This is a genomic window from Mesorhizobium sp. Root102, assembly GCF_001425625.1.
In the GTDB taxonomy this organism is placed as follows: Bacteria; Pseudomonadota; Alphaproteobacteria; order Rhizobiales; family Rhizobiaceae; genus Mesorhizobium.
In genome coordinates this window covers 25,042-39,022 of the sequence record NZ_LMCP01000017.1, presented here as the reverse complement: position 1 = coordinate 39,022, position 13,981 = coordinate 25,042, and the positions used below count along the sequence as shown (strand labels likewise).

General features: G+C 63.1%; 14 protein-coding genes. 6 read left to right on the top strand and 8 right to left on the bottom strand.

Features of this window, described 5'->3' with window-relative positions; genetic code table 11:
* Positions 1-116: 116 nt before the first annotated feature.
* From ASD12_RS16630 to ASD12_RS16610, 5 genes are read left to right on the top strand one after another with little or no spacing between them, the layout of a single operon-like run.
* Entirely contained in the window at positions 117-1,127 is a 1,011-nt protein-coding gene (locus tag ASD12_RS16630) for an ABC transporter ATP-binding protein (protein WP_056588162.1), read from the top strand.
* Positions 1,128-1,141: 14 nt separating this feature from the next.
* A complete protein-coding gene (locus ASD12_RS16625; protein ID WP_200951008.1) occupies positions 1,142-2,092 on the top strand; it encodes an ABC transporter permease in 951 nt (316 codons plus the stop codon).
* On the top strand, positions 2,082-2,897 hold the full coding sequence (locus tag ASD12_RS16620; RefSeq protein ID WP_056588157.1) for an ABC transporter permease: 816 nt from the start codon (positions 2,082-2,084) through the stop codon (positions 2,895-2,897). Before ASD12_RS16625 ends, ASD12_RS16620 begins: the two co-directional genes overlap by 11 nt.
* A gap of 29 nt (positions 2,898-2,926) precedes the next feature.
* A complete protein-coding gene (locus ASD12_RS16615) occupies positions 2,927-4,354 on the top strand; it encodes a gamma-aminobutyraldehyde dehydrogenase (protein WP_056588154.1) in 1,428 nt (475 codons plus the stop codon).
* A 40-nt stretch (positions 4,355-4,394) separates the two neighbouring features.
* Complete coding sequence (locus ASD12_RS16610; RefSeq protein ID WP_056588151.1) at positions 4,395-4,880, top strand: ester cyclase; 486 nt, start codon at positions 4,395-4,397, stop codon at positions 4,878-4,880.
* 137 nt (positions 4,881-5,017) lie between these two features.
* On the opposite strand, the gene ASD12_RS16605 is transcribed toward ASD12_RS16610, so the two are convergent.
* The 8 genes from ASD12_RS16605 to ASD12_RS16570 all read right to left on the bottom strand — a co-directional run bounded on the left by ASD12_RS16605 (position 5,018) and on the right by ASD12_RS16570 (position 13,187).
* Positions 5,018-5,281 (bottom strand): hypothetical protein, encoded by a 264-nt coding sequence (locus tag ASD12_RS16605; RefSeq protein ID WP_244482868.1) that lies wholly within the window; start codon positions 5,279-5,281, stop codon positions 5,018-5,020.
* A gap of 106 nt (positions 5,282-5,387) precedes the next feature.
* Positions 5,388-5,702 carry a nuclear transport factor 2 family protein gene (locus ASD12_RS16600; RefSeq protein ID WP_280139564.1) on the bottom strand — a complete coding sequence of 105 codons (315 nt, stop codon included), beginning with the start codon at positions 5,700-5,702 and terminating at the stop codon, positions 5,388-5,390.
* 303 nt (positions 5,703-6,005) lie between these two features.
* Positions 6,006-6,317 (bottom strand): formate dehydrogenase subunit delta, encoded by a 312-nt coding sequence (locus ASD12_RS16595; protein ID WP_056588148.1) that lies wholly within the window; start codon positions 6,315-6,317, stop codon positions 6,006-6,008.
* Positions 6,307-7,137 carry a formate dehydrogenase accessory sulfurtransferase FdhD gene (gene fdhD / locus ASD12_RS16590; RefSeq protein WP_056588145.1) on the bottom strand — a complete coding sequence of 277 codons (831 nt, stop codon included), beginning with the start codon at positions 7,135-7,137 and terminating at the stop codon, positions 6,307-6,309. Before fdhD ends, ASD12_RS16595 begins: the two co-directional genes overlap by 11 nt.
* 2 nt (positions 7,138-7,139) lie before the next feature.
* The gene (gene fdhF / locus ASD12_RS16585) at positions 7,140-10,052 is read right to left on the bottom strand and encodes a formate dehydrogenase subunit alpha (RefSeq protein WP_056588141.1); all 2,913 of its coding nucleotides are present in this window, start codon (positions 10,050-10,052) and stop codon (positions 7,140-7,142) included.
* A 10-nt stretch (positions 10,053-10,062) separates the two neighbouring features.
* Entirely contained in the window at positions 10,063-11,619 is a 1,557-nt protein-coding gene (locus tag ASD12_RS16580) for an NADH-quinone oxidoreductase subunit NuoF (protein WP_056588138.1), read from the bottom strand.
* Complete coding sequence (locus ASD12_RS16575; RefSeq protein ID WP_056588135.1) at positions 11,616-12,095, bottom strand: formate dehydrogenase subunit gamma; 480 nt, start codon at positions 12,093-12,095, stop codon at positions 11,616-11,618. Before ASD12_RS16575 ends, ASD12_RS16580 begins: the two co-directional genes overlap by 4 nt.
* A 192-nt stretch (positions 12,096-12,287) precedes the next feature.
* Positions 12,288-13,187, bottom strand: a complete 900-nt coding sequence (locus ASD12_RS16570; protein ID WP_056588253.1) for a LysR family transcriptional regulator — start codon at positions 13,185-13,187, stop codon at positions 12,288-12,290.
* A 151-nt stretch (positions 13,188-13,338) separates the two neighbouring features.
* On the opposite strand from ASD12_RS16570, the gene ASD12_RS16565 reads away from it, so the two are divergent.
* Positions 13,339-13,980 (top strand): DUF47 domain-containing protein, encoded by a 642-nt coding sequence (locus ASD12_RS16565; RefSeq protein ID WP_056588132.1) that lies wholly within the window; start codon positions 13,339-13,341, stop codon positions 13,978-13,980.
* Position 13,981: the final 1 nt, after the last annotated feature.

Genomic DNA, 13,981 nt, shown 5'->3' with positions numbered 1-13,981 from the left:
CTGCTCGGTATTTTTCGAGGCAGCCCCACCCGCGGCTTCGCCGCGACCTCCTCACAGGGGGGAAGTAGGACGTCGCGCGACATCAACACATCAAACCGGCAACGGATTGACAGCCCATGACCTCCGCCGTCTCCTTCCAGAAAGCGTCGCGCCATTTCGGCAGCGTGCGCGCTGTCGACGCGGTCGATCTCGACATCGCGCCGGGCGAGTTCTTCGCCATGCTCGGGCCGTCCGGTTCAGGCAAGACGACGTGCCTGCGCCTCATCGCCGGCTTCGAGCAGCCGACATCGGGCTCGATCTCAATCTTCGGCGAACGCGCCGAGGGCGTTCCGCCCTATCGCCGCAACGTCAACACCGTGTTCCAGGACTATGCGCTGTTCCCGCATCTGAACGTGCTCGACAACGTCGCCTACGGGCTGATGGTCAAGGGCGTTGGCAAAGCTGAACGGCACAAGGCGGCGGAAGAGGCGCTGTCGTTGGTGCGGCTGCCCGGCTACGGCGCTCGTCGCCCCGGCCAGCTTTCCGGCGGCCAGCGCCAGCGCGTCGCACTCGCCCGTGCGCTGGTCAACCAGCCAAAGGTGCTGTTGCTCGACGAGCCGCTCGGCGCGCTCGACCTCAAATTGCGCGAGAACATGCAGGAGGAGCTGAAGTCGCTGCAGAAGGCGCTCGGCATCACCTTCGTCTTCGTCACTCACGACCAGGGTGAAGCGCTGTCGATGGCCGACCGCGTCGCCGTCTTCAACGACGGCAAGATCATGCAGATCGGCACGCCGGAGGATATCTACCAGCGGCCGAAGACCCGCTTCGTTGCCGATTTCGTTGGCTCCTCCAACGTGCTGCCGCCAGATTTCGTCCAGCGCTATTCCGGCCAGCATCGCTGGGGGAGTCTCCGCCCCGAATCGATTCGCGTCGGCCGCGCGGCCAGCGGGGTCACAAGTGGCGAGGGCGTGTCCGCCCGCCTCGTCTCGACCAATTATCTCGGCGCCACGACGAAGCTGGCGCTCGACGCCGACGGGTTGCGGCTGCACGCCATCGCGCCGGCCGGCACGGCCTTGCCGGCAGAAGGCGAGGCGGTCGTGCTCACCTTCAACCGCGAGCACCTGCATCTGATGGACGAGCCGGCATGAGCCTCGACGCCGCCATGCCGCGTGCAAAGGCGCCCGCCATCCTGCCGGGCAGCGGCGGCTTGCGCGGCGCGCTGTCGGACCTTTTCTGGCGCAAGCCGAAGGTCCTGCTGCTGCTCATGCTGCTGCCGCCGGTGCTGTGGCTCGGCATCGTCTATATCGGCTCGCTGTTCGCGCTGCTGGCGCAGAGCTTTTTCTCCATCGACGAGTTTTCCGGCCTCATCAACCGCCAGTTCACGCTCAAGACCTATGGCGACCTGTTCCAGGCTGCCAATCTCGACATCATCCTGCGCACGGTGACGATGGCGGCTCTGGTCACGCTGGCTTCGGCGGTCATCGCCTTCCCCATCGCCTATTACGCGGCGCGCTATGCGCGCGGGCGCTGGAAGGCGCTGTTTTACCTCGGCATCATGCTGCCGCTGTGGTCGAGCTATCTTGTCAAGATCTACGCCTGGAAGCTGATCCTGGCCAAGGAAGGCATTCTCACCTGGCTGCTCGCCAAGCTGCATCTGTTGTGGGTGCTCGACGCATGGCTGTCGCTGCCGATCGTCGGCGGAAATTCGCTGTCGGTGTCGTTCACCGGCACCTTCATCGTCTTTGTCTATGTCTGGCTGCCGTTCATGATCCTGCCGGTGCAGGCGGCCCTCGAGCGCGTGCCCGGCAATCTGGTCGAAGCCTCGTCTGATTTGGGGGCCTCGCCTGGACAGACCTTCCGCAACGTGCTGTTTCCGCTAGCGCTGCCGGGCATCGTCGCCGGTTCGATCTTCACCTTCTCGCTGACGCTCGGCGACTACATCATCCCGCAGATCATCGGCACGTCGCGGCTGTTCATCGGCCAAGCAGTCTATTCTCAGCAAGGCACCGCGGGCAACATCCCTCTCGCCGCAGCCTTCACCGTCGTGCCGATCGTTATCATGGGCTTCTACCTCTGGGGCGCCAAGCGCATGGGGGCCTTCGATGCGCTCTGATGGTTCCCAGTCGGCTCCGCTCGGCCTGAAGATCGCCGCCACCTGTGGCCTGTTGTTCCTGCACCTGCCGATCCTGCTGATCTTCGTCTATGCCTTCACCACCGAGGAAAAGAGCTTCGTCTGGCCGCCGCCCGGCCTGACGACACAGTGGTTCGCCGTCACCTGGAACCGGCCGGATGTCTGGCAGGCGCTGTCGCTGTCGGTCAGGGTTGCGGCGATCTCGACGGCGATCGCGCTGGTCCTCGGTACGCTCTGTTCGGCGGCGGTGTCACGGACAAAATTCTTCGGCCGCGAAACCATCTCGCTGCTGGTCATCCTGCCGATCGCGTTGCCCGGCATCATCACCGGCATCGCGCTGCGCTCGGCCTTTTCGCTTGCGGACATCCCGTTCTCGTTCTGGACGATCGTGCTTGGCCACGCCACCTTCTGCGTGGTGGTCGTCTACAACAACGCCGTCGCCCGTTTCCGCCGCACGTCAGGTTCGATGATCGAGGCATCGATGGATCTCGGCGCCGACGGTTTTCAGACCTTCCGCCATGTCGTGCTGCCCAACATCGCCACGGCGCTGCTTGCCGGCGGCATGCTGGCCTTCGCGCTGTCCTTCGACGAGGTGATCGTCACCACCTTCACTGCCGGCCAGCAGCAGACGCTGCCGATCTGGATGCTGGAAGAGCTGATCCGCCCGCGTCAGCGCCCGGTCACCAATGTCGTCGCCATGGTCGTCATGCTGGTGACGTTGCTCCCCATCCTGGCCGCCTATTACCTCACCCGCGACGGTGACCAGATCGCCGGTTCGGGCAAATAGATCAAAAAATTCACAAGGGAGAGATGTCCATGGACACCCAGATGCTGATCGGCTCGAAATTCGAGAGGGGCACCGAGACCGAGGAGCCGATCCTCAATCCAAAGACCGGGGCGACCATCCTCAACCTGCCCGAGGCCAGCCAGGCACAGATCGAGGCGGCGGTCACTGCCGCCGAACAAGCGTTCGTCACGTGGTCGCGCACCACCCCGGCGCAGCGCTCGGGCTATTTGCTGAAGATCGCCGACCGCATCGAGGCCGCGGCACAAGAGTTCGCCATGCTCGAGGCGCTCAACTGCGGCAAGCCGATCAATGCCGTGCTCAATGACGAAATCCCGGCGATCGTCGACTGCTATCGCTTCTTCGCCGGCGCAGTCCGTTCGATGCCGGGCGTCGTCGCCGGCGAATACATTCCCGGCCACACCTCGATGGTTCGCCGCGATCCGATCGGCATCGTCGCTTCCATCGCGCCGTGGAACTATCCGTTGATGATGATGGCCTGGAAGCTGGCGCCGGCCATTGCCGGCGGCAACAGCGTCGTCTTCAAGCCGTCCGAGCAGACGCCACTGACGGCGCTGAAACTTGCCAAGATCCTGGCGGAAATCCTGCCCGAGGGCGTGGTCAATGTCGTGCTCGGCCGCGGCGACAGCGTCGGCAACACGCTGATCAACCATCCCAAGGTCAACATGATCTCGATCACCGGCGATGTCGCCACCGGCAAGAAGGTGCTGCAAGCGGCCGCCAAGTCGGTCAAGCGCACGCATCTCGAGCTCGGCGGCAAGGCACCGGTCATCGTCTTCGACGACGCCGACCTCGCCGCCGTGGTCAACGGCCTGCGCGCCTTCGGCTATTACAATGCCGGCCAGGACTGCACCGCCGCCTGCCGCATCTATGCTGGCAAGAAGATCTACGACAAGCTCGTCGCCGATCTGTCCTCGGCCGTCTCGACCATCAAGTACAACCGTCCCGACGACACCGAAAACGAGATCGGGCCGCTGATTTCGCGCCGCCAACGCGACCGCGTGTCTAGCTTCGTCGAGCGCGCCTCGGAACTGAAACACATCGAGATCACGACCGGCGGCAAGCCGGGCGAGGGTTCCGGCTTCTACTACCAGCCGACAGTCGTTGCCGGCGCGCTGCAGGAAGACGAGATCGTGCGCCGCGAAGTGTTCGGGCCGGTCGTCTCGGTCACCCGCTTCTCCGAGGTCGACGAGGCGGTCAACTGGGCCAACGACAGCGACTACGGCCTGGCGTCATCCGTGTGGACCAAGGACGTTTCGCGCGCCATGGCGACGGCCGCACGGCTGCAATATGGCTGCACCTGGATCAACACGCATTTCATGCTGACCAACGAAATGCCGCATGGCGGGTTGAAGCAGTCCGGCTACGGCAAGGACATGTCGCTCTATGCGCTGGAGGACTATACCGCCGTGCGGCATGTGATGGTGGCACACGGCTAGCGTAAGCACCTAAGCATTTCAAACCAGGGAGGAAAGAACCATGCATCGCCGCCAGTTTCTGACAACCGCAGCCGTCGCCGCTACGCTTTTAGCCACGGCGCCGTCCTTTGCCGCCGATACTTCGCAATCGGTGGTCGAAGCCTATCTCGCCGCCTGGAATGCCCATGATTCGACCAAGGCTGCGGGCTATTTCGCCGACGACGTCACCTACTACGACGCCTCGGTCGGCAAACCGGTCAAGGGCAAGGAAGCCGCCAAGACCGGCGTCATCGACAACTTCCTCAAGGCCGTTCCCGATGCCGTCTGGACGATGAAGGGCGCGCCTGTGGTGGAGGGCGACCGCGTCTCGTTCGAATGGGAGTTTTCCGGCACCAACACAGGCGCCTGGGCCGATGGCACGGCCGCCACCGGCAAGAAATTTTCCTTCACCGGCGCCTCGATGTTTTCGATCAAGGACGGCAAGATCGCGACCCAGAGCGACTACTATGACGCGCTCGGCTTCTACAAGCAGCTTGGCTTGATGTAGTCGCACCCTGCTTACCTGCTCTCCGTTCATGGGAGCAGGAAGAACCGAAGGACCGGATATAAGGCAGGGCCAACCTTTCGACGTTGGCCTCTGCCCCGATATGTCTGCCCGCACTTTCTTCCCCGTAGAAGAGAACGCTACTCGACGATGCGATAGATGTTCCACAGGCTGGTGCCCGACACGACATAGGGCTCCATCTCCTTGCCCCATTTGGCATGTGCGTCGATCTTGCCGATCTTGGCGAAGAACGCCTCCGACTGGGCCAGGCTTTCGACCTGGTGATGCAACTCGACCGTCGCCTCCCGCGCGCCGATCGAACCGGTCATGATCTGGAATTCCAGCTCGTCGATGCCGACCTGCGAGCCGATCTCGCGTTCCCATTTCTTCAACAGGTCGAGCACGGTCTGCTAGTGCCCGAACTTCGCGTCGATCTGCCATCTGGCGCTGAACGTCGTCTTCTCCTCCAAGTTTGCGGCCCAAGCCGCGGTTGATCCACCGGCTATTGACCTACTCGTCCCAGGCCTGCACGACGGTCTGCCGTGCGATCCGCCCGTTCTTCAGCTCCAGCATCGCCGCGCAGAACGCCTTGGTGCCGTCCGAATAGGCGCAGACCTGGGTGAAGGCCAGGTTATCGCCGTCGGCGATGGTGGTGTCGACCTTGTGGGTCATCGCGCGGCTGCAGATGTCGTCCCAGAATGTGGTGATCGCCGCGAGTTCGCGGATTTCGCGCGGCTTGCTCGGCGGGTTGTTGCGGTCGATCACTCGGACCAGCGCGTCGTCGGCATAGAAGCTCGACAGCATCTTGCCGTCACGGCCTTCGATGGCCTTCTTGATCGCCGCGAGAATGCCGAGAGCCGCTTCAGGAGCCTGGTATAGCCTTCGTCTTCCCAGTGCAGGTCGAGATTGGAAATGAAACCTGGGACGAGGACGAGATCGAACGAACCCTGGCCGACCACCTGATAGGCGATCCGCACATCGCCGCAATGGGCGTATCGGGTCTCGATCGGCCTCACGAGGTTTTCCGCCCGGCCTGACGATTTCTGATCGTCGACCATAGCAGAACAGCGCCGATTGCGGCAGCTTAAACTTTAGCCGCGACGAATATAGGCCTGCGCGGCCCGACGTCTATTTCTGCAAGACGGCGACGTCGCCCGGAAAGACCTTGAGCCCGAGTTTGAGGTCGGCCTCGGCTGGCGTGATCGGTCGCTTGATGCTGGCGGAGGCCGCCACAACCAACTCGTCGAAGTTCCCGGTGCCGTCATCCAGCATCTCGAACAGCTGCCGGCGCATCCTCGGCTCCCAGAACTTGTTGATGTGGTTGGCAACGCCGGCGATGCCTTCCTCGCGCGGCTTCGAATGGAAAAAATCGGCGATCTGGTTTGCCGTGCGCACCAGCTTCTCACCGGTGCTCATGATGTGTTCTTCGTCATGCGACATGCTTGGCAACTCCGCAAGCCACCCGATCGGGGTGGGTGAAAATATCAAAATCGTCGCCGCGAACCAGCGCCACCAGCGTCATGCCAGCCTCCTGCGCCGTGCGGACGGCAAGTGCGGTCGGCGCCGAAACGGCGATGATGAAGGCCGAGCCGATCGCCGCCGTCTTCTGCACCATTTCGACCGAAACGCGCGATGTGACGACGACGGCGCCTGACATGCCGCCGATGCCGGTCTTGGCCAAAGCCCCCGCCAGCTTGTCCAGCGCATTGTGACGGCCGACATCCTCGCGCGCCATGACGATGCCCTTGCCCGGCACATAGAAGCCGGCCGCGTGCACCGCTCCAGTCTCGATGTGCAGCGGCTGTAGCTTCGACAAACGCTTGACCGAGCGGACGATGTCATCGGCATCCAGCGTAAGCTTTGACGAACCTACCGCATCGACCGAGCGCATCGCCTCCTCGATCGATTCGATGCCGCAGAGCCCACAGCCAACCGGGCCGGCGAGCCTCCGCCGCCGCGCCTCGAAGCGCGTGTTGGCCCTGTCCTTCAGCCGGATCTGGATGTCGATGCCGGCGCCGTGATCCTCCACCTCGATCGCTTCGATCTCTCGCAGGTCGGCGATGATGCCTTCGGTCAGCGAGAAGCCGAGCGCGAAATCCTCGAGATCGGCGGGGCTTGCCATCATCACCGCATGCGTGGTGCCGCCAAAGGAGAGCGCCACCGGCGTCTCTTCCGGCACCATGCGGTTGGCAGTCGTCGTCCCGCCCGCGCGGCGCGCCAGCCGCGATATCTGCGTCGTGGCTTTGCGGCGCGCGCTCAAGACTACTCGGCCGCTTCCATTTTGGCGATGCGTCGGCTTTGTTTGGCCTGCTCGTCATATTCGCGCTGCCATTCCGACGGGCCGTTCGAGGCGCCGACCTGCACCGCCGTCACCTTGTATTCCGGGCAACTGGTCGCCCAGTCGGCGAAGTCTGTGGTGATCACGTTGGCCTGCGTATCCGGGTGGTGGAAGGTTGTGTAGACAACGCCGGGCGACACCCTGTCGGTGACCAGCGCGCGCAGCGTCGTCTCGCCCGAGCGGCTGGTCAGCCGCACCCAGTCGCCGTCGCGCAAGCCCCGGTTCTCGGCGTCGTGCGGGTGAATCTCCAGCCGGTCCTCCGAGTGCCACATGATGTTTTCGGTGCGCCTGGTCTGCGCGCCGACATTGTACTGGCTGAGGATGCGGCCGGTGGTGAGCAGCAGCGGAAAGCGCGGCCCGGTCCTCTCGTCCGTCGCCACATATTCGGTGCGGATGAACTTGCCCTTGCCGCGCACGAATCCATCGATATGCATGATCGGGGTGCCGAGCGGCGCCTTCTCGTTGCAGGGCCATTGCACGGATCCGACACGGTCGAGCAGTTCGAAGGAGACGCCGGCAAAGCTCGGCGTCGTCATCGCGATCTCGTCCATGATTTCCGAGGGATGCTGATAGTTCCAGTCCAGCCCGATCGCGCGCGCAATCTCCTGCGTTGCCTCCCAGTCGGCGTAGCGCGCCTTCGGCTCCAGAACCTTGCGCACCATGTTGATGCGGCGCTCTGCGTTGGTGAAGGTGCCGTCTTTCTCCAGGAACGTCGAGCCTGGCAGGAAGACATGCGCGTAGTTTGCCGTCTCGTTGAGAAAGAGGTCGTGCACGACGACGCATTCCATCGCGGCAAGACCGGCGGCGACATGCTTGGTGTCGGGATCGGACTGCAGGATGTCCTCGCCCTGGATGTAGATGCCCTTGAAAGTGCCGTCGACGGCGGCATCCAGCATGTTGGGGATGCGCAATCCGGGTTCGTCGTCCAGCTTCACGCCCCAAAGGCTCTCATAGATGTCGCGCACGGCTTCACCGGAGATGTGGCGATAGCCGGGCAGTTCGTGCGGGAAGGAACCCATATCGCACGAGCCCTGCACATTGTTCTGGCCGCGCAGCGGGTTCACGCCGACGCCGGGCCGGCCGATATTGCCGGTGGCCATGGCCAGATTGGCGATCGCCATCACCGTGGTTGAACCCTGGCTGTGTTCCGTCACGCCCAGGCCGTAATAGATCGCGCCGTTGCCGCCGGTGGCGTAAAGCCTCGCAGCACCCCGGATCACCTCGGGGTCGACGCCGGACAATTTGCCGACGGTTTCGGGGCTGTTTTCCGGCAAGGCGACGAACGATGCCCAATCCTGGAACTCCGTCCAGTCGCAGCGTTCGCGGATGAAGGCTTCGTTGAAAAGCCCCTCGGTGACGATCACATGCGCCAGCGCCGTCAGCACAGCCACATTGGTGCCGGGCTTCAGCGGCAGGTGATAATCCGCTTCAATGTGGGCCGACTTGACCATCTCGGTGCGACGCGGATCGATCACGATCAGCCTGGCGCCTTGGCGCAGCCGCTTCTTCAGCCGCGAGGCGAACACCGGGTGGGCCGAGGCGGGATTGGCACCGATGATGACGGCGACGTCGGTATAGTCGACGGAGTCGAAATCCTGCGTGCCGGCAGAGGTGCCATAGGTCTGGCCCAGTCCATAGCCCGTCGGTGAGTGGCAAACGCGCGCGCAGGTGTCGACATTGTTGTTGCGGAAGCCCTGCCGCACCATCTTCTGGACGAGGTAGGTTTCCTCGTTGGTGCAGCGTGATGAGGTGATGCCGCCGATCGCGGTGCGTCCATATTGGTACTGGATACGGCGGAATTCCTTGGCCGTGTGGGCGAGCGCCTCTTCCCAGCTCACCTCGCGCCAGGGATCGGTGATCTTTTCCCGGACCATAGGCGACAGGATGCGGTCCTTGTGGGTGGCGTAGCCATAGGCGAAACGGCCCTTCACGCAGGAATGGCCATGGTTCGCCTTGCCCTCCTTGTAGGGCATCATGCGAATGACCTCGTCGTCCTTCACTTCGGCCTTGAACGAGCAGCCGACGCCGCAATAAGCGCAGGTGGTGACCACCGAGCGCTCCGGCAGGCCCTTGGCAAGGACCGTTTTCTCACGCAGCGCATCGGTCGGACAAGCCTGCACGCAGGCGCCGCAGGACACGCATTCCGAATCGATGAACGCTTCGTGCATTCCCGCCGAAACCCGGGATTCGAAACCACGTCCCTCGATGGTCAGCGCAAACGTGCCCTGCACCTCTTCGCAGGCCCGCACGCAGCGCGAGCAGACAATGCATTGCGAGGCATCATAGGTGAAATAGGGGTTGGATTCGTCGCGGGCGATGTAATCCACCGCCAGCGAGCCATGGCCGGGCGCCACGCCGTTTTCCGGCTTGACGTGGTTGCGGCCCTCGATGCCGTAGCGGTTCTCGGTCAGGCCGATCGACTTCGCCACCGTATCGAACTCGCTGGCGCCGGTTCCAGCCTTTTCGTTCCAGCCGGTCGGATGGTCGGAGACGTAGAGTTCCATGACGCCACGGCGAATGGCGTCGAGCCGCTCCGACTGCGTACGCACCACCATGCCTTCCCCGACAGGTGTCGTGCAGGACGCCGGCGTGCCGCCGCGCCCTTCGATCTCGACAAGGCAGACACGGCACGACCCGAAGGAGTCAAGCATGTCGGTGGCGCAAAGCTTCGGAATCTCGACCCCGCCTTCCATCGCGGCACGCATGATCGAGGTGCCTTCCGGTACGGTGATGCTGCGCCCGTCGACGTTCAGCGTGACCTGCTTCTGCGCCTTCGATTGCGGGGTTCCGTAGTCGATTTCTTCGACGAGGGACGGGAAGTCGGCCTTGATGTTCATCTGCCAGCTCCTATTCGGCAGCCACGCGCACGGGCGCAGGCTTGAAGTCGTCGGGGAAATGGGTGATCGAGCTCATGACAGGGTAGGGTGTGAAGCCGCCCAGCGCACAGAGCGAGCCGAATTTCATCGTGTTGCAGAGGTCGGTGACCAGAGCGAGGTTCTTCTCCGGCTCGATGCCCGCGGCTATTTTGTCGATGGTCTCGACACCGCGCGTCGAGCCGATGCGGCAGGGCGTGCACTTGCCGCAACTTTCGATGGCGCAGAACTCCATGGCGAAGCGGGCCTGCTTCAGCATGTCGGCGGTGTCGTCGAACACCACGATACCGGCATGGCCGATCAGCCCGTCCTTGGCCGCGAAAGCTTCATAATCGAATGGCGTATCGAACAGCGCGCGCGGGAAATAGGCGCCGAGCGGTCCGCCGACCTGCACCGCCTTGACGGGACGCCCCGTGGCCGTGCCGCCGCCGATCTCATCGACGATCTCGCCCAGCGTCATGCCGAAAGCGGCTTCGAACAGCCCTGCATATTTGACGTTGCCGGCGATCTGGATCGGGATCGTGCCGCGCGAGCGGCCCATGCCGAAATCCTTGTAGAAGGCCGCACCCTTGTCCATGATGACAGGCACCGAGGCCAGCGAGATGACGTTGTTGATCACCGTCGGCTTGCCGAACAGCCCCTTGTGCGCCGGCAGCGGCGGCTTTGCCCGGACCACGCCGCGCTTGCCTTCGAGCGAGTCGAGCAGCGCCGTCTCCTCGCCGCAGACATAGGCGCCTGCGCCGACCCGGATCTCCATGTCGAAAGCATAGGGTGAACCCAGCACGCTGGCGCCAAGAACGCCGGCCTTGCGGGCGATCTCGACGGCTTTGTTCATCACCGCCACCGCATGAGGATATTCCGAGCGGACATAGACAAAGCCCTTGGTCGCGCCCGTGGCGATGCCGGCGATCGTCATGCCTTCGATCAGCACGAAGGGATCGCCCTCCATGATCATGCGGTCGGCGAAGGTGCCTGAATCGCCTTCGTCGGCGTTGCAGACGATGTATTTGCGGTCGCCAACGGTATCGAGCACCGTTTTCCACTTGATGCCGGTCGGGAAACCCGCGCCGCCGCGCCCGCGCAGTCCGGATTCGGTCACCTGGGCGACGATGGCGGCAGGCGGCAGTCCAAGCGCGTTCGTCAGGCCGCTCAACCCGCCATGTTTCTTGTAGGATTCGAGCGACAGCGGATCCGTGACGCCGCAGCGCGCGAAGGTCAGCCGCGTCTGCTTGGCCAGGAAGGGGATTTTGTCCGGTGCGCCCAGCCAGCGCTTGTGGTGGCCACCGGTGAGGAAGCCGCCGTCGAACAAGCTTTTGACATCGGATGGCTTGACCGGCCCATAGGCGACACGGCCGTTGGCTGTCGCCACTTCGACCATCGGCTCGAGGAAATAAGCGCCGCGCGAACCGTTGCGCACGATCTTGGCCTCGATGCCGCGCTCAGCCAGTTCACTTGCGATCGCCTTGGCGACCTTTTCGGCTCCAAGCGCCAGTGCGCCGGAATCGCCGGGAATGTAAATACGCGGAATCATGAGCGCACCTCGGCAACGATCTCGTCGAGCTTCTCGTCATCGAGCCGCCCGATCACCTGGCCATCGAGCATTGCGGCGGGCGAGCAGGCGCACAGGCCGAGACAATAGACCGGCTCCAGCGTGACCGAACCGTCGCGGGTCGTCTCATGGAAGTCGATGCCCAGCAACTGCTTCAGTTTGGCGGCGACCGCGTCCGAACCCATCGACTGGCAGGATTCCGCCTGGCAGAGCTTCAGCACATGCCGGCCGGCCGGATGGCTGCGGTAATCATGGTAAAAGGTGACGACGCCGTGCACCTCGGCCCTGGAAATGTTCAGGGCCTCGGCGATGACAGGCAGCGCATCGTGCGGCACATGGCCGAATTCTTCCTGGATGCCGTGAAGGATCGGCAGCAGTGGGCCTTCTAGGCCTTTCAGCTCCTGGATGATCGCGGCCGTCCGCGACGTGATCTCGGTACTTGCAGGCTGCATTGGCATGCAGCGCCCTCCCTATCGTAGCGGTCCATGCGTATCGCCCAAAAACACTAAGTGGTTTTGGAGCAACGACATACCTGTGCCGCTTTATCGCTAAGTGCTTAAGAAATCAGAGGAAACCTCCGAAATCAATAAAGCGGTTTCGTTGAACGATAGAAGTCTTCTATCGCTGGTCGTCAGTCATCCTTTTCTAGCTCAACGATGGGCGTGGAAATCGTCTGCCAGCGCCATCGCCTCGTCCAGCAGCGCCGAGACCAGCGGCGTGTGCGGTTCGCGCGGCGCCGCCACCAGGCCGACCGTGTGGCTGGCATCCGGTTCGACGATCGGAATGGCTCGTATAGGTTCGGAAAAACCAAATGTTTCCGCGAGGTTGAGCGGCATGATCGACGACCATTTGCCAGTGCGGATGTGGGAAAACAGCACGATCATTGAATTGGATTCCAGCGTCGGCCGCACCTGCACGCCGGCTTCGGCCAGATGTTGGTCGATGATGCGGCGGTTCTGCATGTCCGGCGTCAACAGACACAGCGGCAGGCTTGAGAGCTCCGCCCATGTCACTTTGTCGCGATCGGAATAGGGATTTCCCATCGCTGTGATCAGTTGATAGCGCTCGTCATAGAGCGGCACGCTGGTCACTCGCCCCAGCGGCTCGTTGTCGAGATAGGTGATGCCGGCATCGATGTCGAAATTGCCGAGCAGCGACAGCACTTCGATCGAGGTCCGCGACAGCACCGAGAAGGTGACGCCGGGGTGTTTTTCGCGGAACGGCGTCGTCAGCCGCGGCAGCATGGCCAGCGCCGTCGGAATGGCGGCGATGCGGATGCGGCCGGAAAGGCCATGCCGCGCCGCGCGCATCTCTTCGCGCATGGCGCGGGTGTCACCAACGATGCGCCGCGCCCATATCAGCACCTGTTTTCCCTCCGGCGTCAGCCCCTGGAAGCGCGAGCCGCGCAGAACCAGCATGACGCCAAGCTGACCCTCCAACTGCTTGATGCCGGCCGACAGCGTCGGCTGGGTGACACCGCACACTTCCGCTGCCCGGCCGAAATGCTCCTCCCTGGCGAGCGCAATGAAGAATTCCAGCTTGTCGATCATGCGATCTTTCCGGTCGTTCGGCGCAGGGTCGGGGAAATCGCGCTTTACCGCAAGCGCCATGCGCAATTGGCCTGCATCCACATCTTTAAGCCGGCTACCTGTTCCCCACGGCTGAATGCGGCGCTATGTGGATGAAACTGGGAGGTCGACCATGCTGGGCTGGTTCCGCAAGCTTCTGCCGCGCGAAGATCGCTTCTTCGAGTTGTTCGAACGACATTCCCGCGCCGTGGTCGGTGGCGCCGAGGCACTGGAGCAGCTTCTCCAGGGCAAGGACATCGATCGCTGGTGCCAGAAAATCATCGATCTCGAAGACGAGGCCGACCATATTACCGCGGAAGTCCTGCTGGCGGTGCGCCGCTCCTTCATCACGCCTTTCGATCGCGGCGACATCAAGGATTTGATCCAGTCGATGGACGATGCCATCGACATGATGCATAAGACCGTCAAGACGGTGAAGCTGTTCGAAAAGAAGGAATTCGACCCGCTGATGCAGGAAATGGGCGGCGTCATCGTCGCCGCCGCCAAGCTGGTCGCCGAGGCGATCCCGCTGCTCGCCAAGGTCGGCACCCATACGGTGCGCCTCAACGCCATCGCCGAAGAGGTGATGCGCGTCGAAAGCCGGGCCGACGATCTGCACGAGCAAGGACTGAAGGATCTCTTCAGGAAGCACGGCCGCAGCGAACCGATGGCCTACATCATCGGCAGCGAGATCTACGGCCAACTGGAAAAAGTGGTCGACCGCTTCGAGGACGTCGCCAACGAGATCAGCGGCATCGTCATTGAGAATGTTTAGG